At 73.7% G+C, this 23,471-nt stretch carries 24 protein-coding genes and 1 pseudogene; 19 read left to right on the top strand and 6 right to left on the bottom strand.

Annotated elements, in window-relative coordinates; all coding sequences use genetic code 11:
• The 3 genes from ACZ5NH_RS37565 to ACZ5NH_RS37555 form a co-directional block, all read right to left on the bottom strand.
• A partial coding sequence (locus tag ACZ5NH_RS37565; RefSeq protein ID WP_468781811.1) for an alpha/beta hydrolase occupies positions 1-626 on the bottom strand: 626 nt, incomplete at its 3' end.
• A gap of 258 nt (positions 627-884) precedes the next feature.
• A complete protein-coding gene (locus tag ACZ5NH_RS37560; RefSeq protein ID WP_468781809.1) occupies positions 885-1,748 on the bottom strand; it encodes a polysaccharide deacetylase family protein in 864 nt (287 codons plus the stop codon).
• A gap of 386 nt (positions 1,749-2,134) precedes the next feature.
• A complete protein-coding gene (locus ACZ5NH_RS37555) occupies positions 2,135-2,719 on the bottom strand; it encodes a hypothetical protein (protein WP_468781807.1) in 585 nt (194 codons plus the stop codon).
• A gap of 160 nt (positions 2,720-2,879) precedes the next feature.
• Here ACZ5NH_RS37555 and ACZ5NH_RS37550 point away from each other — a divergent pair, with 160 nt between their 5' ends.
• The 3 genes from ACZ5NH_RS37550 to ACZ5NH_RS37540 all read left to right on the top strand — a co-directional run bounded on the left by ACZ5NH_RS37550 (position 2,880) and on the right by ACZ5NH_RS37540 (position 5,250).
• Positions 2,880-3,206, top strand: a complete 327-nt coding sequence (locus tag ACZ5NH_RS37550) for a putative quinol monooxygenase (RefSeq protein WP_388633995.1) — start codon at positions 2,880-2,882, stop codon at positions 3,204-3,206.
• Positions 3,207-3,416: 210 nt separating this feature from the next.
• Entirely contained in the window at positions 3,417-4,421 is a 1,005-nt protein-coding gene (locus ACZ5NH_RS37545; RefSeq protein ID WP_468781805.1) for an aldo/keto reductase family protein, read from the top strand.
• A 484-nt stretch (positions 4,422-4,905) separates the two neighbouring features.
• Positions 4,906-5,250 (top strand): DUF3040 domain-containing protein, encoded by a 345-nt coding sequence (locus tag ACZ5NH_RS37540; protein WP_468781803.1) that lies wholly within the window; start codon positions 4,906-4,908, stop codon positions 5,248-5,250.
• A 159-nt stretch (positions 5,251-5,409) separates the two neighbouring features.
• On the opposite strand, the gene ACZ5NH_RS37535 is transcribed toward ACZ5NH_RS37540, so the two are convergent.
• Together ACZ5NH_RS37535 and ACZ5NH_RS37530 are read right to left on the bottom strand one after the other, a co-directional pair.
• A complete protein-coding gene (locus ACZ5NH_RS37535; RefSeq protein ID WP_468781801.1) occupies positions 5,410-5,973 on the bottom strand; it encodes a hemerythrin domain-containing protein in 564 nt (187 codons plus the stop codon).
• A 290-nt stretch (positions 5,974-6,263) separates the two neighbouring features.
• A complete protein-coding gene (locus ACZ5NH_RS37530; RefSeq protein WP_468781799.1) occupies positions 6,264-6,512 on the bottom strand; it encodes a hypothetical protein in 249 nt (82 codons plus the stop codon).
• Between the two features lie 726 nt (positions 6,513-7,238).
• Here ACZ5NH_RS37530 and ACZ5NH_RS37525 point away from each other — a divergent pair.
• The 15 genes and pseudogenes from ACZ5NH_RS37525 to ACZ5NH_RS37455 all read left to right on the top strand — a co-directional run.
• Positions 7,239-8,192, top strand: a pseudogene (locus ACZ5NH_RS37525) (NAD-dependent epimerase/dehydratase family protein); the annotation flags it as partial.
• Between the two features lie 256 nt (positions 8,193-8,448).
• Positions 8,449-10,083 carry a carbamoyltransferase family protein gene (locus tag ACZ5NH_RS37520; RefSeq protein WP_468781797.1) on the top strand — a complete coding sequence of 545 codons (1,635 nt, stop codon included), beginning with the start codon at positions 8,449-8,451 and terminating at the stop codon, positions 10,081-10,083.
• Positions 10,080-11,075, top strand: coding sequence for a glycosyltransferase family 2 protein (locus ACZ5NH_RS37515; protein ID WP_468781795.1), 996 nt, complete (start codon positions 10,080-10,082; stop codon positions 11,073-11,075). The genes ACZ5NH_RS37520 and ACZ5NH_RS37515 overlap by 4 nt, the downstream gene beginning before the upstream one ends.
• Positions 11,072-11,950: a D-glycero-alpha-D-manno-heptose-1,7-bisphosphate 7-phosphatase gene (locus ACZ5NH_RS37510; protein WP_468781793.1), complete on the top strand. Its 879-nt coding sequence runs from the start codon at positions 11,072-11,074 to the stop codon at positions 11,948-11,950. The genes ACZ5NH_RS37515 and ACZ5NH_RS37510 overlap by 4 nt, the downstream gene beginning before the upstream one ends.
• On the top strand, positions 11,947-12,957 hold the full coding sequence (locus ACZ5NH_RS37505) for a glycosyltransferase family 9 protein (RefSeq protein ID WP_468781791.1): 1,011 nt from the start codon (positions 11,947-11,949) through the stop codon (positions 12,955-12,957). The genes ACZ5NH_RS37510 and ACZ5NH_RS37505 overlap by 4 nt, the downstream gene beginning before the upstream one ends.
• On the top strand, positions 12,954-13,916 hold the full coding sequence (locus ACZ5NH_RS37500) for a glycosyltransferase (RefSeq protein WP_468781789.1): 963 nt from the start codon (positions 12,954-12,956) through the stop codon (positions 13,914-13,916). The genes ACZ5NH_RS37505 and ACZ5NH_RS37500 overlap by 4 nt, the downstream gene beginning before the upstream one ends.
• Positions 13,913-15,145, top strand: coding sequence for a glycosyltransferase (locus ACZ5NH_RS37495; protein WP_468781787.1), 1,233 nt, complete (start codon positions 13,913-13,915; stop codon positions 15,143-15,145). Before ACZ5NH_RS37500 ends, ACZ5NH_RS37495 begins: the two co-directional genes overlap by 4 nt.
• Positions 15,142-15,843, top strand: coding sequence for a D-sedoheptulose-7-phosphate isomerase (locus ACZ5NH_RS37490; protein ID WP_468781785.1), 702 nt, complete (start codon positions 15,142-15,144; stop codon positions 15,841-15,843). The genes ACZ5NH_RS37495 and ACZ5NH_RS37490 overlap by 4 nt, the downstream gene beginning before the upstream one ends.
• Positions 15,840-17,261 (top strand): PfkB family carbohydrate kinase, encoded by a 1,422-nt coding sequence (locus ACZ5NH_RS37485; RefSeq protein ID WP_468781783.1) that lies wholly within the window; start codon positions 15,840-15,842, stop codon positions 17,259-17,261. Before ACZ5NH_RS37490 ends, ACZ5NH_RS37485 begins: the two co-directional genes overlap by 4 nt.
• Positions 17,262-17,727: 466 nt before the next feature.
• Entirely contained in the window at positions 17,728-18,717 is a 990-nt protein-coding gene (locus tag ACZ5NH_RS37480) for a glycosyltransferase family 9 protein (RefSeq protein WP_468781781.1), read from the top strand.
• Entirely contained in the window at positions 18,707-19,648 is a 942-nt protein-coding gene (locus ACZ5NH_RS37475) for a glycosyltransferase family 2 protein (RefSeq protein ID WP_468781779.1), read from the top strand. The genes ACZ5NH_RS37480 and ACZ5NH_RS37475 overlap by 11 nt, the downstream gene beginning before the upstream one ends.
• A 117-nt stretch (positions 19,649-19,765) precedes the next feature.
• Complete coding sequence (locus ACZ5NH_RS37470) at positions 19,766-20,224, top strand: STAS domain-containing protein (protein ID WP_388634044.1); 459 nt, start codon at positions 19,766-19,768, stop codon at positions 20,222-20,224.
• A gap of 120 nt (positions 20,225-20,344) precedes the next feature.
• Positions 20,345-21,706 carry an ANTAR domain-containing protein gene (locus ACZ5NH_RS37465; RefSeq protein WP_468781777.1) on the top strand — a complete coding sequence of 454 codons (1,362 nt, stop codon included), beginning with the start codon at positions 20,345-20,347 and terminating at the stop codon, positions 21,704-21,706.
• Positions 21,707-21,751: 45 nt separating this feature from the next.
• A complete protein-coding gene (locus tag ACZ5NH_RS37460; RefSeq protein WP_468781775.1) occupies positions 21,752-21,874 on the top strand; it encodes a hypothetical protein in 123 nt (40 codons plus the stop codon).
• A 97-nt stretch (positions 21,875-21,971) separates the two neighbouring features.
• The gene (locus ACZ5NH_RS37455) at positions 21,972-22,424 is read left to right on the top strand and encodes an RpiB/LacA/LacB family sugar-phosphate isomerase (protein WP_468781773.1); all 453 of its coding nucleotides are present in this window, start codon (positions 21,972-21,974) and stop codon (positions 22,422-22,424) included.
• 56 nt (positions 22,425-22,480) lie between these two features.
• Here ACZ5NH_RS37455 and ACZ5NH_RS37450 read toward each other — a convergent pair whose 3' ends face one another.
• Complete coding sequence (locus ACZ5NH_RS37450) at positions 22,481-22,846, bottom strand: DUF6479 family protein (protein WP_468781771.1); 366 nt, start codon at positions 22,844-22,846, stop codon at positions 22,481-22,483.
• 165 nt (positions 22,847-23,011) lie between these two features.
• On the opposite strand from ACZ5NH_RS37450, the gene ACZ5NH_RS37445 reads away from it, so the two are divergent.
• Complete coding sequence (locus tag ACZ5NH_RS37445) at positions 23,012-23,383, top strand: four-helix bundle copper-binding protein (RefSeq protein ID WP_388634055.1); 372 nt, start codon at positions 23,012-23,014, stop codon at positions 23,381-23,383.
• The last annotated feature ends 88 nt before the right edge of the window (positions 23,384-23,471 follow it).

Genomic DNA, 23,471 nt, shown 5'->3' with positions numbered 1-23,471 from the left:
ACGTCGACGCACTCGGTGTCCCGCGGCGGCGCCACGGTCGGCCGCAGCATCACCAGGATCATCGGCTGCATCTTCCCCTGCTTGGCCAGCTGCTGGGCGGTGCTCGGATAGTGCAGCTTGTCCACCAGTGCCTGAGCCGTGCCCGGGTAACCCGTGAGAACCACGGACACCGGGAACCTGCGCGCGCTGTTCTGCGCCTTGAAGTACTCCGGAGGCAGGTACACGAACGCCGGCGTGGCGAGGTGTGTCGTACGGCCGATGATGTCGACCTTCTGGATCTGCCCGGCCACCTGCGGCAGTGCGCTGCTCGCGCCGAGGACATGGGACGTGGAGACCACCTGGACGGGGCTGTCGCCACCGCCCGCTATATGGTCGACGACCACCCCCTGGCCGTTCTCCTGGCCGAACAGGTCCGCCCAGCTGGCGTAGAACCCGAAGGCCTGGTTGGCGGCGAGGCCCACCGAGGCGAACAGCGCCAGCTGGGTGGTCAGGAGCAGACCGACCCGGCCGCTGACGGCCCGCCAGCTCCGCCGGGCCAGCCGCGGCCACAACCACACCGTGCCGGCGAACAGCAGTACGGCGAGAACGATCGCCAGCATCAGCACTTTGTTGCTCGTGAGATCCATGGGCTGTTACCTGCCTGCGCTCTCCGCCCGGCGCCGCCCGCGCTTCGTCGCGAGGGCTTGCCCGGGGCTTTCCATGGCCCTTGACCCGAGGGGTTCAAGGTTTCTCGCGGAACTACGAGATGCGATGTCTGTCAGATAGATGAGCAAATATCGGGCGAGGTTCCGACCCGATCCGCCCGGCCGCCGCTCATACCGCGCGGCCTGCGCCCCGGCGCCGAAGGGTGCAACGGCTGCGAGACGCACTGATTTCTGGCCGGTTCACTGTCCGGCCGGCGGCTGGATGTAGTCCTCCAGGCGGGCCACCGCGAAGCCCTGTTCCCGGATGCGCCTGAGCAGATTCGCGAACATCTCCGTCATGGTGGCGCCCTTGAGCTCCGCAGGGCCGCGGAAATGGGCGAGGATGATGTCGCCGGGACGCAGCTTCCCGCCTGGCTCTTGGTACTGCATATTGCGAATCTGCATGGACTCGCGCCACCAGACGATCGCTCGCGGCCCGCACTCTCCCACCGCGATCTTGGTGTTGTCGTTGTACGCCCCGTAGGGCGGCCGGAAGAGGAACGGGGCGGTGCCGAACTGCTGCGTGAGGATCTTCTGGTCCCCGCACACCTCTTGCTTCTGGCGGACCAGTGGGATGGTGTTCATCGCGGGATGGTGCAGGGTGTGGTTCTGGATGTGGTTGCCCAACGCCTGCAGTCGCTTGAAGTACCCGTAGTCCGACTTGATGGCGTCGTTCATCAGGAACATCGTGATCGGGATCTTCAAGTCCCGCATCATCTCGATGAACTTGGGGTCCTTCTCCAGTCCGTCGTCGACGGTGATGAAGACGACCTTCTGGGATGTCGGTACGTGGGCGAAGACCGGAACCGGGCCGGTCGCGGACAGCTTGATGGGTTTGTCCGCCGGGGGCTCGGGAGCCGCGGGCAGCGGTGTCAGGCCCCACTTCCGCCAGGCGGCAGGCTCAGCCGTCGTGACGTGCGACGCGGTCCCGGGCGTGCCGCCGGCGGTGGTGGCCGCCGGACCAGTTGCGTTGCCACCGCTCGTGCCACAGCCGCCTACGGAGAGCGCCAGGAGCACGGTGGCCAGCGGGACGTGGAACCTGCCGCCCATGTTGCGTCGCTTCACCGCACCGGTCTCCTGACTACAAAGCTGACCATGACTCTGCTGGGAAGATAACCGCGGCATGAAAGGCGAAGTTCAGCGGCGTGAAAGGCGAAGTTCAGCGGAGGGTGAGAATATGACCAAGCCGGTGAGGCGGGTGAAGGAGTCGCGCGGCTGGGGTTGAAGAGGATGGGGCGTAGAGCGCCCTGTTGCCATGCGGTCTCAGCTCATGCCGTCCACGTGGAGCTGGGCGCGGGAGCACCCCCGAAGCAGCGCCGGAGGACAGGTGCCGAGCGAACTCGCGTGGCGGCTGTCCAGCAGCCGCCACGGACGCGCCCGCTCCGCTGCGTACGCTACCCGCGCCTGCCGGGCAGCCGCCTCGGCCGACCGTCAACCGCCGCCTCGGCCCGCTAAAGGGCTTGGTCTTCTGACGGATGCCCGCTGGACGGACCTGGTTCCCGGCCCCGGTGGTGTGCGGAGGCTTCCGCGACCTGCTTGAGCGCAGACGCCGTGGCAGAGTCACCGACCCTGGCGGGTTCCTCGTGCGGGTGGCTCTCGTGGCGGAAGTGGGAAGGCTCCAGCCTGTCGCCGGGACCGCGGTGCTGCGACAAGGTGCCGGCGGAGTCCGTGCGGGCAAGGCCGGCGTCGGCTGGAGGGGGCCGCCTGCCGTACTGAGTGTCGTTCTCGGCGTTTCCAGCCCTGTCGGCCTTGGGTGCCTCCTCCTGGGCGCCTCGTCGGGGGCCCGGCTGGGTCAGCCACGCCACGGCCGCGCCGGTGAGAGCCACGGGCCATTCCACCACCCCGGCGACGCCGAGCACCCCGGCTCCGGTGTAGACCGCCATCCGCCGACCGCGTGGAGAGATCGCTCCGATCCACTCCAGCGCGCGGTCGGCGGCCTTGCCCACCTGCTGGGCTCCGGGCAGCCGGCGCAGCCCGGAACCGACTGCCCGAAACGGCTGCGGAAGATCCGATGAACTCGTCCTGACCTGGCTCATGTCCTGCTCCCTCCAACGTTCACAAGGGGTGCCGGCTCCCGAGTTTCCCGATGTCACCCCGCATATGCCCCCTGCAAGCAGCGGGCCCAGCGGCCCCATGCGCGGCGGCCGCCCGTCGTCCTAGGATGAGTGAAGATCAAATGCGATCAGGGAGCGTGAAATGATCTTTATCACGGCCAAGTTCCGGATCAAGCCGGAGTACGCGGAGAGGTGGCCCGAGATCTCGCGAGAGTTCACGGAGGCCACTCGCAGTGAGCCCGGCTGTCTGTGGTTCGACTGGTCGCGCAGCCTCGACGATCCGACCGAGTATGTGCTCGTCGAGGCGTTCCGGGACGGTGACGCCGGTGCCGCGCATGTCCAGTCCGCCCACTTCAAGTCGGCGCAGCAGACCCTGCCACCCCACCTGGTCGAGACCCCCCGCATCGTGAACGCGGTCCTGGAGCAGGACGACTGGTCCCTGCTCGGGGAAATGGCCGTCCAGGGCTGACGGAGCCGCGGAGGGGCAGGGGAACGCGACTGCCGAGTACGTCCGGCAGCAGTAGGCAAGTGCTGTTGTCCGGGGGCACGAAATGATCTGATGATGGCCCTGTCAAGCATCCCTCCAGCAACCCCCGGATGCCGAGCCGGCGGCAGACCATGGTGCGCTCGCACCGGGCCGTGCCGACTGCCTCGCAGAGCCGACCAAAGGACTGCCCCTATGGAATATCGCCAGCTCGGCCGCAGTGGCCTGGTCATCAGCGAGATTGCCTACGGCAACTGGCTGACCCATGGCTCGCAGGTGGAGGCGGAGGCGGCGACCGCGTGCGTGCGCGCGGCGCTCGACCTCGGCATCACCACCTTCGACACGGCCGATGTCTATGCGGCAACGCGTGCCGAGTCGGTCCTGGGCGATGCGCTGAAGGGCGAGCGCCGCGAGGGACTGGAGATCCTCACCAAGGTGTACTGGCCGACCGGACCGGGTCGCAACGATCGGGGGCTCTCGCGCAAGCACATCATGGAGTCGATCGAAGGATCGCTGCGACGCCTGCGGACCGACTACGTGGATCTGTACCAGGCGCACCGGTACGACGTGGCCACGCCTCTGGAGGAGACGATGGAGGCGTTCGCCGACATCGTCCACTCCGGCAAGGCCCACTACATCGGTGTTTCCGAGTGGCCCGCGGAGCAGATCCGGCGAGCTCACGCGCTGGCGCGGGAACTGCACATCACTCTGGTGTCCAATCAGCCCCAGTACAACGCCTTGTGGCGGGTGATCGAGGGAGAGGTCGTGCCCACCTGCGAGGAACTGGGCATGGGTCAGGTGGTGTTTTCTCCGATCGCGCAGGGCGTGCTGACGGGCAAGTACGAGCCCGGTCGCCGGCCTCCGCAGGGCTCGCGGGCCACCGATGACAAGGGCGGGGCCGACATGATCGCGCGGTGGATGCGCGACGAGGTGCTGGAGGCCGTTCAGCGGCTGAAGCCGCTGGCCGTCGAGGCCGGGCTGTCGCTCGCGCAACTGGCCGTGGCCTGGGTGCTGCAGAACGCCAACGTCTCGGCCGCCATTATCGGTGCCTCGCGTCCGGAGCAGGTCGAGGATAACGCCAAGGCGTCCGGTGTCGTGCTGGAGGCCGACCTCATGGCCCGTATCGAAGAGGTCCTGGAGCCGGTTGCGGTCACCGACCCCAAGCGGGTCCACGACAGTGTGCCGCAGCGCCGCCCCTGAACCATCGACGCCATTGCGGTGACCGGAAGTCGCGACCGTTTTGGCGTCCGAGCCGATTTCCGTGAAGCGTCACAACCGCACGCCCCGGCTGCTCCGGTTCACAGCCGAATGAGGTGGCCGGGGTAGCAGTGCTCCACGACGGGGGCTCGCGCGGCGGCCAGGTGCAGCGCGTAAGCCATCGCACGAGCCCTCAGTATGGCCGTGACCTGCCGCCGCGCCACACTACGGAACGTTGATCGGCATCCTGTGCCCGGACCGTGAGCAGCGGGTCACCGAGGCGGACCGCCGGCCGCCGGTACGCCCAACGCGCCTGGCAGGGCTGGGAATCCGGCGTCGACCAGGCAGAGTGCGCACACCGCGAGGCCCGGACAGGGCATCACCGAGCAGGGCCCGGGGGGATCGCGGCTCCGCATCGGCCGGGCCGTCCGGGGAACTCGGGTGCCCGGGGACGGAAACCGCCGATGGGCGGAGGAGTTCCGTTGCCGTGGACGACTGGGAGACATGGGAGATGCACGACGAGGTACGGCTTTCGCCGCGCGAACGACTCGCGCTGCTGCAGATCGAGAGCTCCCTCAGCCAGGACCGCAGGTTCGCGCGGCGCATGGGCGACACCCGTCGAGAGGTGTGGCTGCCGGTGGCGGTGCTGCTGCTGGGCATCGCCTCGGCGTTCGCGGCCGTCATGGGCGTCCGTACCTCGGACCCCGCACTGCTGTGGTGCTTCGCGCTGCTGTGGCCCCTGACCCTCTTCCAGGCGTTCCGCCTCCTGTGCCGAACCGTCCGCCGCCACTGCCGCTCCCGTTCCGGAGACGGCGTGCGGTCGTGGCTCTGAGAGTCCCGGGACGGGTCGGCGTGCGGGTCCTGTCGTGCCGGTGACCTGTCAACCCGTACCTTTCATGGCGGCAGGGCGGCCCCGCCGATACGGCGCTGATCGGGGCCGTGGCGCCGAGGCCGGCCGGCCCGTCCTGGGCCGGCCCGGGCGCCCCGTCCCTCAGCTCTCCTTCCCCCGCCCGGACAGCGCGTCGCGCATCCGGTCGACCAGGCCCGCTCCCGGAGCCAGCAGCTTGTTGGCCGGGGGAGTGTCCGGCGCCGAGGGGTGCGGACGGGTGGGGGCCATCTTCTTGGCGCGGCGCACCTTGTCGCCGAGGTTCATCAGCGTGTCCGCCGAGCAGGCCGCCTCCAGCTTCGGGAAGAGGTTCTGCTCCTCGTCCATCACATGGGACCGAATCTCGCTCATCAGCTGTGCCATGAGCGCGTCGAACCGGGCATCGTCCGCCTGCAGGCCCTCCATGTCCTTCATGATCTGCTCGGCCTTGGCGTGGTCCTCGATCTCCTTGTCGGCCATGGCGTCCCCGCCGGTGATGTGCTCGCGCACCGCCGGGTACAGATAGGACTCCTCCGCGACCGAGTGCCGTACCAGCTCGATCGTCGCCTGGTCGGCGAGCGCCTTGCGGTCCTCCGAACCGGGCGGCAGCGCCGCGATACGGTCGAAGATCTCCTCCACCTCACGGTGATCGGTCGTCAGCTCCTGGATGACGTTTCCGCCGTGACCCATGTCGTCACCTCCTGCGAGACATCGGCGGCCGATGAGCGGCCTGCCGTCGCCGCGCCGAGTGCCCCGGGTACGCCGCGCTACACGGGGTGTCCGTGCGTGATCGGCGCGCCGAGTGCCGGGCCGCGGCCGGCCGGCCCGCCCCGGACCGCGCCCACCGCCACCAGTGGTCCAGCAACTCCTCGCTCACCGCCCCGGCGTCCACCAGCGCCGGCCGGCCCATGGCCCGGGCCTGGGCGCTGCCCTGGCACCGCCCGCGACCGGGCCCACGGCGATCACCGGGGCGCCGGTGTTCAGGGCCCGCACCAGGCCGGCAGCCGGGTGGTGACGACGAGGCCGCAGCGGGCGACCAGCGCCAGGAACTGCTCGGCCGTGGCGCAGCCGCCTGTCGTCCGCGGCCAGGCGGGTCCCGGCCGGGAGGCGTGCGCAGCCCTGGCCGGCCGGCCGCTGAGCCGCGCGTCGACCTCGGCGGCCGGTCGTCGACAGGCCCTGAACCTGGCATGCAGCGCGTCGACTTGGGGTCCGTGCAGCGGGCCGCACACGAAGAGCAGGGTGTCGTACGCCTCCGGCCGGACCGCCTCCAGCGACAGCTCGCCGGGACGGAAGCCCGGGCTCCACGCGGTGTCGTGCCGGATGCCCGCCGGGTCGGTTCGGCCGATTCGTGGGCCGACCAGGCCGACCGGTCGGGGCCGATGGCGTTCGTCCTCGCCAGTTGCTTCTTCCGGCCCGCCGTCTCCAGGCGGGCCGGCAGCGCCTCGCAGGCGGAGGTGTCCCGGTCCCCGCCGACGATGTTCTGGTCGGTGCCGACGTACGCCGAGTGCCGCTCGGGGTGGTCACGGGCCAGGCGCAGGCCGATGACCGTGCCGAAGCTGTTGGCGAGGAGGGATCACCTTTTCCACCTTCAGGCGGGTGCGTGCGCCGCTGGGCGAGCACGTCCCCGGCCGCGTCCAGCTCCCTGCGAGGTGTCGCCGCCAGTCGTCTCCACCTGCTCCGACGTCGTTGGAGTCGCGCGAGGACCCGGCCTTCCGGACAATGAGAGTGCAACGGGTGAAACCAACTGTGGCAGGGGAACTCTGGCGCCCATGCCGTCCAGCAAGCGGCGGCCGTCCAGGGCGGCCCTCCGGACCAGCGGGGCCCAGCCCTCTTCTTGATTTTCCCAGTACTTCCCTCAGCGGCCCGACACATTCGGGCCGGTGACGCGGCACGCGCCGAACGCCCAGGCAGGGGCGTTCCCAGGGTGCGACGACGTGACGAAGGAACAGCCCCCCATGACTGGTGACACACCGTTTTTCTGGCGGCGCGCCCTGGTGACCGGAGGCGCCGGCTTTCTCGGCTCACATCTGTGCGAAAGGCTGCTGGATTCGGGGGTCGAAGTCGACTGCGCCGACAATCTCGCCTGCGGGCGGCGGGCGAACGTCGCCCCTTTCGAGGACCGGCCCGGTTTCCGGTTCGTACAGCTCGACGTCTGTGCGCCGGAGTGTGTGGAGCTGCTGCCGGGGCCGTACGACCTGGTGCTGCACTTCGCCTGCCCGGCCTCGCCGGCCGACTATCTGCGCCTGCCCCTGGAGACTCTGGACGTCGGCAGTCTCGGCACCCGCAACGCGCTCGCGATCGCCGAGCGCGACGGGGCGCGCCTCCTGCTCGCGTCGACCTCCGAGGTGTACGGCGATCCGCTGGTGCACCCGCAGCACGAGGGCTACTGGGGCAATGTGAACCCGGTCGGGCCGCGCAGCGTGTACGACGAGTCCAAACGGTTCGCCGAGGCACTTGTCACCGCGCACGCCGGGACCAGGCGCACCGACGCCGGGGTCGTGCGGCTGTTCAACACTTACGGGCCGCGGATGCGGGCCCACGACGGCCGCGCGGTGCCCACCTTCATCTGCCAGGCACTGGCCGGGGAGGCGGTCACGGTGACCGGTGACGGCAGCCAGACCCGCTCGCTGTGCTACGTCGACGACACCGTCGACGGTGTCCTGCGGGTGGCCGCGAGCAGGTCCGTGCGGCCGGTGAACATCGGCGGCAGCGACGAGATCACCGTCGGTGACCTGGCCCGCCGGGTGGTCGCCCTGACCGGCTCCCGGTCACCGATCGCGTTCATCGACCGGCCCGTCGACGACCCGGGCCGACGTCGCCCCGACACCACCCTCGCGCGCGAACTGCTCGGCTGGTCACCCCAGATCCCCTGGGAGGAGGGGCTGAAGCAGACCATCGCCTACTTCGCCGCCCAGCAGCCGGAGAGGGAGCCGGCCTCCGGCCCGGGGGAGGAGCCGGCCTCCCCGCCGCCGTTCGCTGAGCCGGGCCGGGTGCCGCCGGTCGCCGGGCCCGCGCCGGAGCCGCCGTTCGCCGAGTCGGCACGGAAGCCGCCGGTCGGTGAGCCGCCGCCGGAGCCGCCGGGCGAGGAGTCGGCGCGGCGGCCCCCGGGAGGCACATCCGGGCCGCAGTCCTGACCCCCGACCGCCAGCGTCCTGGAGACAGCACATGCACGTCCTCGGTATCAACGCACTCTTCCACGACCCCGCGGCCGCCCTGCTCACCGACGGCAGGGTCGTGGCGGCGGCGGAGGAGGAACGGTTCTCGCGCCGCAAACACGGCAAGCGGCCGGTCCCCTTCTCCGCGTGGGAACTGCCCGAGCAGTCCGCCCGCTGGTGCCTGGACCAGGCCGGCCTCACGCCGTCCGACCTGGACGCCGTCGCCTACTCCTACGACCCCTCGCTCGCCCGCCCCGCCGACCGGATGGGCCTCGACGACCCCTGGGACCACGTGCGCCAGGAGTACGCCCGCCAGGCCCCGAACTTCCTCGCCGACGCCCTGCCCGGGCTCGACCCGGCCAAGGTGCGGTTCGTCCCCCACCATGTGGCGCACGCCGCCTCCGCCGGGCCGGTCTCGCCGTACCCGGACTGCGCCGTCCTGGTCCTCGACGGCCGCGGCGAGTGCGGCTCCCATCTGGCCGGCCGCTACACCGACCGCGAGCTGACCGTCCTGCGCACCCAGCAACTCCCGGATTCCCTCGGCCTGTTCTACGAGGACCTCACCCAGCACCTCGGCTTCCTGCGCAGCAGCGACGAGTTCAAGGTGATGGCGCTCGCCTCCTACGGCACCCCGCGCTTCGCCGGGCGACTGCGGGAGTACGTCCGGGCCGACGACCGGGGCGGTTTCCGTGCCCGGCCGGTCCCCTGGGCCGACCTCGTCCCGCCGCGCCCGCCCGGTGGTGCATGGAGCCGGGACCACGCCGACCTCGCGGCCAGCGCCCAACTCTGCCTGGAGGAGGCCATGCTCGCCCTGGCCCGGTGGCTGCGCGAGTGCACCGGCGAGGACGCGCTGACCATGGCCGGCGGTGTGGCGCTGAACTGCGTCGCCAACACCCGGCTGTGGCGGGAGAGCGGCTTCGAGCACGTGTGGGTGCAGCCCGCCGCAGGCGACGCCGGTACGGCCCTGGGCGCGGCCGCGCACGTCGCCGGCCAGAAGGACACGCTGGAGCCGATGCCGACCGCCGCCCTCGGCCGGGGCTGGAGCGACGCCGAGCTGCGCGAGTGGCTGGAGCGGGCCGCCGTACCGTACGAGGAGCCCGCCGACATCGCCGAGACGGCCGCCGAGGCGCTGGCCGCCGACGGGATCGTGGCCTGGTTCCAGGGCCGCAGCGAGTACGGGCCGCGCGCCCTCGGCCACCGCTCACTGCTCGCCCACCCCGGACGGGCCGTGAACCTGGAACGGCTCAACGCGGTCAAGGGCCGAGAGGAGTTCCGGCCGGTCGCGCCCATGGTGCTCGCGGAACGCGCGGCCGAGATCTTCGACGGGCCGCTGCCCAGCCCGCACATGCTCTTCGTGCACGACGTGGCCGCCGACTGGAGGGACCGCATCCCCGCCGTGGTCCACGTCGACGGCACCGCCCGCATCCAGACCGTCGACCGCGCCCAGGAACCCCTGGTCGCGCACGTGATCGACGGGTTCGAGCGGCGCACCGGGCTGCCGGTGGTCGTCAACACCAGCCTGAACACCGCCGGCCGGCCCATGGTCGACGACCCGCGCGACGCGCTGGAGTGCTTCGGCTCCGCACCCGTGGACCTGCTGGTGCTCGGCCCGTTCGCGATCCGCCGCGGGAAGGCGTTCGCATGACCGACGCACCCGCCTACACCGTCGTCGTCCCGACGATCGGCCGCCCCTGCCTCGCCGAGTGCCTGCGCGCGCTCGCCGAGGCCGAGGGGCACCCGCCGCACGAGGTGATCGTCGTGGACGACCGGCCCGAGCGCGACGGCGACCTGCCGCTGGCGGCGGCCGGGCCGCTGCGCGACCGGATACGGACCCTGCGCACCGGCGGCAAGGGCCCGGCCGCCGCCCGCAACGCCGGCTGGCGTACGGCCGGGACACCCTGGACGGTCTTCCTCGACGACGACGTCCAGGTGTTCCCGGACTGGTCCCGGCTGCTCGCCGAGGACCTGCGGGAGGCCGGTGCGGACGTCGGCGGCATCCAGGGACAACTGCGTGTCCCCCTGCCCCCGGACCGCCGGCCCACCGACTGGGAACGAGGCACCAAGGGCCTGGAGAACGCCGCCTGGGCCACCGCCGACATGGCCTACCGCACCGAGGCGCTCGCCCGGGCAGGCGGTTTCGACGAACGCTTCCCGCGCGCCTTCCGCGAGGACGCCGACCTCGCCCTCAGGGTGCAGCGGGCCGGCTGGACCCTGCGGCGGGGCCGCCGGATCACCTGTCACCCGGTCCGCCCGGCCCACTGGTGGGCCTCGCTGCCCGCGCAGCGCGGCAACGCCGACGACGCGCTGATGAACCGGCTGCACGGCCGCGACTGGTGGGCCCGCGCCCGGGCACCGCGCGGCCGGCTGCCCCGCCACCTCGCCGTGACCGGTGCCGCGCTTGCCGCGGCCGTCTGCGCCTCGGCCGGACGCCGGCGCGCCGCGGCCGTCTGCGCGGCCCTGTGGACGCTCGGCACCGCCGAGTTCGCCCTCGCCCGGATCCTGCCCGGCCCCCGTACCGCCCGTGAGATCGCCGGGATGCTCGGCACCAGCGTGCTCATCCCGCCCCTCGCCGTCCGGCACTGGCTGCGCGGAGTCGTCCGCCACCGGCACGCCGAGCCCCTGGGAGGTGCCGGGTGAATCCCTGCTCCGCCGTCCTGTTCGACCGCGACGGCACTCTCGTGGCGGACGTGCCCTACAACGGCGACCCCGACCGCGTCCGGCTCCTGCCCGGCGCCGCGGCGGCCGTCGAGCTCGTGCGCTCCCACGGCCTGGCCACCGGGGTGATCAGCAACCAGTCCGGCATCGGGCGCGGACTGCTCACCGCCGACGCCGTACACCGGGTCAACGAGCGCGCCGACGCCCTGCTGGGCGGCCTGGACACCTGGCTGTTCTGCCCGCACGCCCCGGATGCCGGCTGCGACTGCCGCAAGCCGCGCCCCGGTCTGGTCCTCGCCGCCGCCGCGCGGCTCGGTGTCCCGCCCGGCGTGTGCCTGGTGATCGGCGACATCGCCGCCGACGTCCTGGCGGCACGGGCGGCGGGCGCCCGCGGGGTGCTCGTACCGAACGCGGCCACCGCACCCGACGAGGTGGCCCGCTTCGCCGCACAGAGCGCCCCCGACCTGCTCACCGCGGTGCGTACGGCACTTACGGCCGCGGCGGACCCGGACGGGACGCGCTCGGCTTCGCCGGAGGGCGCGGGCGCGATGTGCTCGGTTTCGCCGAGGGCCACGGCCCCCGGACGGGTACGGTTCCCGTCCCCGTCCCCGTTGTCGGAGTTGTCGGACGCTACGGCCGCCGGCCGGATGCGGTCGTGCTCGCCGCAGCCAACAGCCCCTGGCCGGACGCCGTCACCCCCGGCCGACCCCGCGGTTCCCGGCCGGCCCCTGTGGCCGTCGCCGGACTCGGCGTCTCCGGCCGGGGCGCGCCCGTCCCGGCAGGGCGCGGCGGCTCCGGACCGGGTGTGGCCGTCCGAGGGGGACGCGGCGGTTCCGGGACGGAGGCTGTCGCCATGAAGGTCCTCGTCGTCCGGCTCGACAGCTTCGGTGATGTGCTGCTCGCCGGGCCGGCCGTGCGTGCCGTCGCCGCCCACAGCGCGCACGTCACCATGCTGTGCGGTCCGCGCGGCGCGAACGCCGCCCACCTGCTGCCCGGCGTCGACGAGGTGCTGGTGTGGGAGGCGCCCTGGGAGGGCTTCGATCCGCCCGACGTGAGTCCGGCCGACATCGACACCCTGCTGGACAGGCTGCGCGCCGGGGCCTTCGACGCCGCGCTCGTCCTCACCTCCTTCCACCAGAGCTCCCTGCCCACCGCACTGCTATTGCGCCTCGCCGGCATCGGCCGGATCGGCGCCGACAGCGTCGACCACCCCGGGCGGCTGCTCGACGTACGGCACCGGCGGCTGCCGGGCCGGCACGAGGTGGAGGCGGCCCTCGACACCGCCGCCGCCATGGGCTTCCGGCCGCCTCCCGGGGACGAGGGCCGGCTGCGCGTCCTGCCGCCCCCGGACACCAGCGCCCTGACCGGCAACGGCCCGTACGTCGTCCTGCACCCCGGAGCCAGTGCCCCCGCCCGCGCCTGGAACCCACGGCGCTGCGCGGACGCGGTCGCCCTGCTCACCGACGCCGGACACCGCGTGGTCGTCACCGGCGGCCCGCACGAACGCATCCTCACCCGGTGCGTGAGCGGGGACGTGGGCATCGACCTCGGCGGGCGGACCGGCCCGCGCACCCTCGCCGGGGTGCTGCGCCTGGCCGACGTCGTCATCAGCGCCAACACCGGGCCCGCCCATCTCGCCGCCGCCGTCGGCACCCCGGTCGTGTCCCTGTTCGCACCGGTGGTCCCGGCCGAGCGCTGGGCGCCGTACGGCGTCCCGGCCATCCTGCTCGGCGACCAGTCGGCGCCGTGCGCGAACACCCGGGCGCTGACCTGCCCGGTGCCCGGACACCCGTGTCTGGACGAGGTCACCGGACAGGACGTGGTGCGCGCGGTGCACAAACTCATCCAGGAGCGGCACACATGAACATCCTCGTCTGGCATGTGCACGGATCGTGGCTCACCGCCTTCGTGCAGGGCCCGCACACCTACCTGGTCCCGGTCACCGACGACCGCGGACCCGACGGGCTCGGCCGGGCCGTGACCTGGGACTGGCCCGAGAGCGTCCAGGAGCGGACCCAGAAACAGCTGTGGGACTGCGACATCGACCTGATGGTGCTGCAACGGCCGCACGAACTCGACCTGGCCCTGCGCTGGACCGGCCGGCGGCCCGGAGTGGACGTGCCCGCCGTCTACGTCGAGCACAACAGCCCCGACGAGTCCCCCGAACGCCAACTCCACCCGCTTGCCGCGCAGTCGGCGATCGCCGTCGTGCACGTCACCCACTTCAACCGGCTGATGTGGGACAACGGACAGGCCCCCACCGAGGTCGTCGAGCACGGCATCATCGATCCCGGCCACCGCTGGAGCGGCACCGAGCGGCGCGCGGCCGTCGTGGTCAACGACCCCGTGCGCAGGGGCCGTACGACCGGCACCGACCTGCTGCCCCGGTTCGCCCGGTCCGCGCCCCTGGACGTCTTCGGCATGCGCACCGAAGGACTCGCCGACCACCTGGGGCTGCCGCCCGAACGCTGCCGCACCCGCGACCTGCCCCAGCACGAACTGCACCGGGAGATGGCCCGCTGCCGGCTCTATCTCCACCCGGTGCGCTGGACCTCGCTCGGGCTGTCGCTGCTGGAGGCGATGTTCCTGGGCATGCCGGTGGTCGCCCTCGACACCACCGAGGTGCGCGAGGCGATACCCGAGGGCGCCGGGGTGGTCTCGAACCGCCTCGACGTACTGGAGGACGCCGTACGCGCCCTCATCGCCGATCCCGGGCTCGCCCGCCGCACCGGCACGGCGGCCCGGGCCGCGGCGCAGGTCCGCTACGGAGAGCGGCGCTTCCTGGACGACTGGGAGCGCCTGATCAAGGAGGTCACCCGATGAGCCGCATTCCGCACACGGCCGGGCGCATCGCCATGGTCTCCGAGCACGCAAGCCCGCTGGCCGCGCTCGGCGGACCGGACGCCGGCGGCCAGAACGTGTACGTGGCGCAGGTCGCCCGGCAGCTCGCCAGAAAGGGATACCGGGTCACGGTGTACACCCGGCGGGACGCGGCGGGCCTGCCGGACCGGGTGACCCTCATCGACGGGGTGCAGGTGGTGCACGTCCCCGCCGGACCGCCCGTGCCCGTCCCCAAGGACCAACTCCTGCCGCACATGGTGGAGTTCGGGACCTTCCTGGCCCGGCAGTGGTCGCTGAGCCCACCGGACGTGGTGCACTCCCACTTCTGGATGTCGGGCCTGGCCGCCCTCGCCGGCGCCCGGCAGCTCGGCATCCCGGTCGTGCAGACGTATCACGCGCTGGGCACGGTCAAGAAGCGCTACCAGGGTGCCGCCGACACCAGTCCGCCGCAGCGCCTCGCCATCGAGGAGGCCGTCGGTCACGAGTGCGCGCGCATCATCGCCACCTGCCGCGACGAGGTCGCCGAACTGAAGGCCATGGGCCTGGACGAGGACCGGATCCGCGTCGTGCCCTGCGGCGTCGACCCCGACCAGTTCGCGCCCGCCGCCCGCACCCGCCGTGCCGGCACGCGCGGGAGGCTGCTGTCCGTCGGCCGGCTGGTGCCCCGCAAGGGCTTCGACCGCGCCATCCGTGCCCTGGCCGGCATCCCCGACGCCGAACTGATCGTCGCGGGCGGCCCCGAGGCCGATCTGCTCGGCAGCGACCCCGAGGCCCAACGCCTGTGCACCATCGCCCGCGAGTACGGCGTCATCGACCGCGTCACCCTGCTCGGCGGAGTCTGCCCGGCCCGCATGCCCCGGCTGATGGCCGGCGCCGACCTAGTACTGTCGCTGCCCCGCTACGAGCCGTTCGGCATCGTCCCGCTGGAGGCCATGTCCTGCGCCACGCCGGTCGTCGTCACCGCGGTCGGCGGCCAGCTCGACACGGTCGTGGACGGCACTACGGGCGTCCTGGTCCCGGCCGACGACGACCACGACCTCGGCGCCGTCGTGCGCGCCCTGCTCGCCGATCCCGACCGGCTCGCCCGGTACGGAGCCGCCGGCCGGCAGCGGGTGCTGACCCACTACACCTGGGACCGGGTGGCGGACGGTGTGGCGGGGGTGTACGGCGCCGTCGCCTCGGTCCCCCGGCTCTCGGGGGTGATGCGATGAAGACCGCCGGCGACACCACGCACTGCGACGAACTCGCCAAGGCCCTGGACGCGTTCCGCGACCACGGCTGCCTCATCGCACACTGGGGCACCGAACTCGCCCGCCGTCTGGGCGCCGGGGCCCGGCTGCTCGTCGCGGGCAACGGCGGCAGCGCCGCCCAGGCGCAACACCTGACGGCCGAACTCGTCGGCCGCTACGGTGCCGACCGGCCGCCGTTCTCCGCGGTCGCCCTGCACGCCGACACCTCCGCCACGACGGCGATCGCCAACGACTACGGCGTCCAGGAGATCTTCGCCCGGCAGACCCTCGCCCACGGCCGTCCCGGAGACGTACTCATGCTGCTGTCCACCAGCGGCGCGAGCGCCAACCTGCTGACCGCCGCCGACCGTGCCCGCAGCCGGGGCATGACAGTGTGGGCGCTGACCGGCCGGGCCCCCAACCCGCTGCAACTCGGCGCCGACGACGCGCTCTGCGTGGACGCGCCGGTGGCCGCCACCGTGCAGGAACTCCACCTGGTCGCCGTGCACATGCTGTGCGAGGCCTTCGACCGGGCCGTGGAACGCGGGGAGGCCGACCGGGCCGGCTCCGATGGGGTGGACGGCAGACCGGGCGTCGTCGGCCGGCTCGTCGGCCGGGCCCGTACCGTCGGCCGGTCCACGCCCGGCGCGCCCCTCGCCCCCCGGAGGGGACACGCATGACGAGCACCCGCACGCCGCTGGTCGTCGTGGGCGACGCGCTGCTGGATCACGACCTGTGCGGCCGGGCCGAGCGCCTGGCCCCGGACGCTCCCGTGCCGGTGGTGCACGGTACCCGCCGCACCTCCCGCCCAGGCGGCGCGGCCCTCGCCGCCTGCCTCGCCGCCGCCGAAGGCCGCCCGGTCACGCTCGTCACCGCCCTCGGTGACGACCCCGCCAGCGACACCCTGCGCGGGCTGCTGGCCGGCCGAGTGGACCTGGTGGAGGTGCCACTGGAAGGCGCCCTGAGCAGCAAGACCCGGGTCATGGCCGGAGACCGGCCGCTGCTCCGTCTGGACGACGGCGACGGACGCGCCCGCGCGGCGACCGGCGCCGCCGAGGACGCCGTCACCGGTGCCGCCGGAATCCTGGTCGCCGACTACGGCCGGGGCACCGCCGACGTCCTCCGCGACGCCCTCGGCCGGACGACGGCCCCCCTGGTCTGGGATCCCCATGTGCGCGGCCTGCCCCCGCTCCCCGGCGTCCGTCTGGCCACGCCCTGCGCACAGGAGGCCCGCACCTTCGCCCGGCAGCTGGACGTCGACGGGTCAGGCGACGAGGCGGGGCTGCGCACCGCCGCCCGGGACGCGCGCACCCTCGTCCGGGCCTGGCAGGCGCAGGCCGTCGCCGTGACCCTCGGCGACCGCGGCGCTCTGCTCTCCCACGGCGAGATTCCGCTGCTGGTACCGACCCCGGCCGCCGTGGCGGGCGACGCCTGCGGCGCCGGCGACCGGTTCGCCGCGGCAGCGGCCGGTGAACTCGCCGACGGCGCGCTCACCGAGGACGCCGTACAGGCCGCCGTTCACGCCGCCACCCGCTACGTCGCCGAGGGCGGCGCCCGCGCGCTCGCCACCGAGGAGCGGCCGGACAAGCCCGAGCCCGCCCCGGCGAGCGGCGACATCACCGGGGATGCCGTACGCCTGGCCGGCCGGGTCCGGACCGCGGGCGGCACGGTCGTCGCCGCGGGCGGCTGCTTCGACCTGCTGCACGCCGGCCACGTCGCGCTCCTCCAGGCCGCGCGCCGGGCCGGCGACTGCCTGATCGTCTGCGTGAACTCCGACGCCTCCGTGCGCCGCCGCAAGGGCGCCGGCCGCCCCCTGGTGCCGGCGGCCGACCGCGTCCGGGTGCTGCGCGCCCTGGAGTGTGTCGACGCGGTCGCCGTCTTCGACGAGGACACGCCGGAACGCATCCTCGGCGAACTCCGTCCGCACATCTGGGCCAAGGGCGGCGACTACGCCCGCACCGAACTGCCCGAGCAGCCCCTGGTGGAGAGCTGGGGCGGCCAGGTCCTCCTGCTGCCCTACCTCGACGGCCGCTCCACCACACGCCTGGCCCGCCGCGTGGCCCTGGAGCCGGCCCCCACAGGAGGCCACCAGCGGTGACACCGAAAGCCCCGTACCCCGGCGCGCCGTCCGATCCGCTCGGCACCGCACCGCCTCTGCGCGCCCCCGAGGGCAGCCGGCATACGGCCGCCGGCCACCCCGGCCGGTGCGGGGCTGTGCCGATGCTGCGTGTCGCGCGCCCGATGCGCAACGCCGGTCGGCGTGCCCGGCCCGCGATCCCGACGGCGTCGGTCACCCTCCCGCGCGCCGCGTGCCGCCGGGTGCCATCCGTTCCGATTCGCGCCGCGTGCCGCCGGCTGCCACCCGTTCCGTCCCGTGTCGCACGCCGCCGGGTGCCGGCGCCGCCCCGCACATCACCGCGCGGGCCCGGCCCGCCGCGTCCCGGCAGGCCGCCGGCCACCCCGCCGACTCGCCCAGGCAGTGCGATCCGTGCCCGTCCCTTGCCCGCAGCGTGGTACCCGCCACCGTGCCGCCACCGCTCCCGCACCCCTGGAGGACCCGCTCGGTGACCACTCCGCACCGCCCTCCGACCGTCCTGGTGCTGCGCGCGCTCGGCCTCGGTGACCTGCTGGCCGGTGTGCCCGCGCTGCGAGGCATCCGCCGCGCCTTCCCCGGTCACCGGATCCTGCTCGCCCTGCCCCCGGGCCTGGCCGAACCGGCCCTCGCCACCGGCGCGATCGACGCCGTGTTCCCGGCCGAGGCCCCCGGACGGGCGGTGCCGTCCCTCACGCACTGGACCGGCCCGCCGCCCGACCTGGCGGTCGACCTGCACGGCAACGGCCCCGAGAGCCGCGACGCCCTCGCCGCCGTGCACCCGCGCCGGCTGCTCGCCCACGCCTGCCCGGACGGCCCCCCGTGGCAGGCCCAGGCCCACGAACGGGACCGCTGGTGCGCCTTCCTGAACGCCTACGGCATCCCGGCCGACCCCTCGGACCTGCGGCTGCCCCGGCCCGGCACCCGGTCCGCCGCGCCGGGCGCCGTGGTCGTGCACCCCGGCGCGGCGTCCGGCGCACGCCGCTGGCCGGGGGAGCGGTACGCCGCCGTCGTACGGAGCCTGCGCGCGGCCGGACACCATGTGGTGCTCACCGGCGGCCCCGGCGAGGAGGCCCTGGTGCGTTCGGTCGCCGAGCGCAGCGGACAGCCCGCCGGCGACGTGCTCGCCGGCGGCCTGCCCTACCGGGAGCTGTCCGCGCTGGTGGCCGAGGCGTCCCTGGTACTCAGCGGCGACACCGGCCTGGCGCACCTCGCCGTCGCCCACGGCACCCGCTCGGTCACTCTGTTCGGCCCCGTCTCCCCGCGTCTGTGGGGACCGCCCCCGAGCCCCGCCCACCTGGCCCTGTGGCAGCCGGGCCCACCCGGCGATCCGCACGGCCGCACACCCGACGCCCGGCTGCTGCGTCTCCGCTCCGCAGACGTCGCCGCGGCCTGCCTGACCCTGCTCCAGCCGGCCCGCGGCGCGCGACAGACCGGACCGGAGGCCGCGCATGTCCACTGAGTCCGCCACCGGCCTCACCCACCTTGACACCGCCGCGGGCGACCCGCGGATCACCGTCGCCGTCATCACCCGCGACCGGCCGGTCAGCCTGCTGCGCACACTCGACGCGCTGGCCGCCCTGCCCGAGCGGCCACCGGTGATCGTCGTGCACAACTCCCGCGACGACGGCACCCGCACGGCCGTGCGCGGTCACCCCGCCGTCGCCGGCCTGCTGCGGCCCGCAGCCAACACGGGTGCTCTGGGCCGCAACCTGGCCGTCCGGCACGCCCGCACCCCCTACGTCGCCTTCAGCGACGACGACTCCTGGTGGGAGCCGGGCAGCCTCGCCCGCGCCGCCGACCTCCTCGACCGCCACTCCCGGCTCGGCCTGCTCGCCGCCCGCACCCTGGTCGGCGCCGAGGCCGCCGACGCCCCCCTCAACGCCGTCCTCGCCGGCTCGCCCCTGCCACCGGAGCCCGACCCGCCCGGCCGTCCGGTGCTCGGCTTCCTCGGCTGCGCCACCGTGCTGCGCACCGAGGCCTTCCGGTCCGGCGGCGGCTTCCATCCCGGCCTGTGGCTCGGCGGCGAGGAGGAGCTGCTCGCCTGCGACCTGCTGCGACAGGGCTGGTGGCTCGCCTACGCCGAGGACCTCACCGTCCACCACCAGGCCTCCCGGCTGCGCGACAGCACGGCCCGGCGTGTCCTCGGGATCCGCAACACCCTGTGGTTCACCTGGCTGCGCCGCCCACTGCTGCCGGCGCTGCGCCGCACCGGCCATCTGATGCGCACGGTTCCCCGGGACTTCGCCTCCGTGCGCGTCTTCGCCCACGCCACCGCCGGGCTGCCATGGGTGCTGCGCCAGCGCGACCCGGTGCCGCCCGACCTGGAACGCCGGCTGGCCGAGCTGGAGCGGGCCCGCCGAACCTCACCCGCCCGGCGGTATGTCGGCTGAACCGCGCCCGGTGCGACACGCCCGTGGAGAATCGTTGCGTCGGGCGTGGGGCGGGGGCACAGTGAACCATCCCGGTCAAGACGCGGCTGGCTGATCCTTCCCGACCCAGGAAGCCCGATGTCCATGGAAAAAGGTCAGCTGTCCCGTGCCCGGGTCCGCCCCGGCGGCCCGGCCCCGCTGCTCCTGCAGATCGTGCACGAACACCGGCCCGAGACCGGCGCCGTCAGCGTCCTGAAGGCACGGGGTACCGTCGACGCAACCAACGCCATGGAGTTCTCCGAGACGCTCGCCGAGCACATCGCCCGGGCCGACCGGACCGGCGAACACGCCGTCCTGGACATGACCGAGGTGTACCTCGCCTGCGCGGCCGCGGTACGAGCCGTGGACCGGGCCACCGGCGTCCTGGCCTTCTCCGGACGCGCCCTGCCCGTCGTACAGCCCCGGCCGCATGTGCGGGAGGCGCTGCGCGCCGCGGAACTGCCGGGCGTCCGGGTGCACGCCACCATGGCGTCCGCCCTGAACTCCCTGGAGGCCCGCAGGCGGGCCGGCCCACGGCCCGGCGGCACCGGTTGGTGAGCACAGCGGGCCGCCCCGTCCCGCGCGGTGGGGGCGCGGCCGGCGGCCGGGCCGTCACCGCGCACAGCGGTCAGGAAGAGGCCGCCCGAGTTCGTCGCGCCGTCCTGTCCGGGTGATGCCATGAGTCCCTCTTCCGAGCCGTCCGCCGCCCCGGCACCACTCGTCATCGAGTCGTGTGTCGTCGACGGGCTGCCCGCCGAGGCGGCGCTGCTGCTGCGCATGTCCGGCAGCCTGGACGCCGCGGGCGCCCAGGCCTGGTCGGCGGAGCTGCGCGGCCATCTCGAACAGGCGGACCGCGCGGGGCTGCGGCCCGTCCTGGACATGGCCCATGTGCAGCTCGGCGGCGCCGCCGTACTGCACACGCTCAGCGAGGCGACCCGGTCGCGCATCGGACGCCCGGACCTGATCATCGTCCGCGCCCGGCCCGGGGTGCGTGAGGCCGTGCATCTCGCCCGCCTCGACGGCGTCCGGCTCTACGCCACCCTCGACGAGGCGACGCGGGAGCTGGCCCGAGCCGGCTCCCGGGTGGAGGAGCTGCCCGCCTGGCGGTCGCAGATGGCGGATCCGCTGCGCCCGAGCTACGAGGATCTGCGCAAGGAGGTCCGTGCGCTGCGCGCCCGGGTGCGCACCGCCCCAGTGATCGGCATGGCACAGGGCGTGCTCATGGTCCGCTACGGCCTGCCGGACTCCGGCACCGCCTTCCGGGCGCTGCGCGAGGCCTCGCAGCGGTTCAACGTCCCGCTGCGCGTCCTCGTCTCCGCCGTGGTCGTGGCCCGCCCGCCGGACGGCGAGGTGTGGTTCCCGGGCCGCCGCTCCCTGCCCGTGCCCCAGCTGCGGATCCTGGCCCGCGACGGCCGCGACCCCCGCTACCGGCGGCAGATGATCGACGCCGTGCTGCACGAGGCGCTGGCCATCGGGCGGGCGGCGGCCGGATACGTACGGTTCGTGGACCCGGCCGTGAACGCGCTGATGCTGGAGACCCATCACGGCTGCGCGGAGACGTTTCTCGACCTGCTCGTGCGCGGCCGGGACGAGGGCACGGCCGACGCGCTCGCCCGGCTGCGCGGACGCCGGGTGAGCGTGCCCGACGTGGCCGCCGACGTCCTGCTCTCCGAGGAGATCCGGCGCGTCCTGCTCAGCACGGGCACCGGCGCCCTGCAGAGCATCCCCGTGGTGTCCGCGGCCGGCTCCTGCACCGGCGTGATCACCCTGCAGTGGCCCGACACCGGGCGCCGGCCGACCGCCGCCCAGGCCGAGGCCCTCGGTCTGCTGGCCTCCGACACGGCGGCCTGGCTGAGCTGGTACCACCGCTCGGTGCTGCTCGACGCCCTCGAACACCTGCACCGGACGGTGACCGGTTCCGCCGTGCCCGCCGAGGACGGTGAGGGCGAGCCGTGCCGTCCTGGGAACCCGGAGTCGGTGGGCACCACGCAGGACCCGGAGGGAGCCCGGCGCATGTCCAATCCGCAGCAGCCCGAATAGCGACGCAGTGACAAAGGGGGCGGCACCCCGCAGGACAGTGGCCAGATGAAGGCCCGGCAGGAAGCCGAGCGCGCCGCGGGCGGCCGCCCGCACGGCTCGGACAAGGGCGAGAAGGGCGGCGGCGAAGGCGGCGGCGTGCCTCCGGCGCAGCGGCCAGAGCATCCCTGAGTCCCCGCGCCCCGAAAAGGGGCGCGGGGTTGTGTCCGATGTGCGGCTGCGCGGGCGCGATCGGCCACAGAGCTCCCGCGGGCATTACCCTCCAGGCATGCGGATCTCCGTCTCCTCCGACATGGACGAACCCGTGGCCCGTTCACTCGTCGAGGACCTGCGGCGGCGCGGTCACGACGTGCGGACGCACGGCGCCCTGCGCCCCGGCGCCGACGCGCAGTGGGCGGCCTGTTCGGAGGCGGCAGCGCTGGATGTGGCCGAGGGGGCCGCCGATCAGGCGGTGGTGTGCTGCTGGACCGGCACGGGGGCGTCCATCGCGGCCAACAAGGTGCCCGGCGTGCGCGCGGCGCTGTGCACGGATGCCGTCACGGCGGACGGCGCGCGCCGCTGGAACGACGCCAACGTCCTCGCGCTGAGCCTGCGCCTGACCTCCGAGCCGCTGCTGAGGGAGATCCTCGACGCCTGGTTCGCCGGCGAGCCCAGCCAGGACCCCGAGGACCGGCAGAACGTGGCCCGCGTCGGCCGCCTGGACGCCGCCCGGAATTCCTAGGGGCGTACGGCGGGCCGACGCGGACGGGCCCGAGTGTGGTCGTTTGCGGGTGGGGGTCAGTGGGCGCCGAGTCCGCCGCCGCCGAAGGAGCCGCTGGAACCCCGGCTCCAGCGCGGACGCTCCTTCGTCGCGCTCGGCCGGGAGTCCTGGTTCCTCAGGTCGTACGGCGTGAGCGGCCGGCCGCCCTTCGGGGTCTCGGGGACCTCCTCGTAGTCCCTGTTCTGCCGTACCTCGCGCACCGGGCCCTCCGGCGGCAGCGTGGGCTGTTCCTCGGGCCGTGGCCGAGGCGACTCGCGGTACTTGACGCGGGAGGTCATCCAGAAGCCGCCGGCGAGCAGCGCCAGGACGCCCACGGCCACGATGAACAGAACGAGGCTCATCAGGCCGCTCGCCGCGGCCAGCTGCATCGATGCGGTAGTCATAGAAGAGGAATACCCCATTCAGAACGGGACGAACCGGACGCCGACTGTGACCGCTGGTCAACGGACGGCGACCTGTCTCCTGTCGACGGCGTGTCCGGGTGCCCCAGCGCGCCTTCCGGTCCCGCGCAGTGGTTTGTGGCCCTGCACCCCGGCTACCCGCACGGTGTGACATCGCCGACTTCGCAGCAGCTCTACCGGTTCCTGGAGGACCGATTCGCGTGTGCCCAGGCGTGTACGGAGTGCGCCCGGGCCTGTGCCGTGCGCGCGAGCCTGGTCGACCCGGACGGCACCGAGCGGCATGAGCGGGTGCGCAGGCTGGGCATCATGTGCGCCGAGGTGTGCGACGCCACGTGCCACGTGCTGTGCGAGGAGAGCCAGCAGAACGAGGATGAGATCCGGGTCCGGCTGGAGTGGTGCCGCTCGGTCTGCCTGGAGTGTGCGCGCGCCTTCGACGAGCAGCCCGGCGCCGAGTCGGCGGCGGCCACCTGCCGGTCCTGCGCCGACGCCTGCTCGGAGTTCCTGCGCAGCCTCGTGTGAACCTCGACGGAATTCCCCTGGGGCGCGTCATTCCCTATTTCTGAAACACGTTCTACGGTGTGCGCCGTCAGGACCGCCCGTGGGGAGC

It is taken from the genome of Streptomyces sp. NPDC031426 (assembly GCF_055581585.1).
Note: the sequence above shows the minus strand (reverse complement) of the source record. Positions and strands in the feature narration are given on the sequence as shown.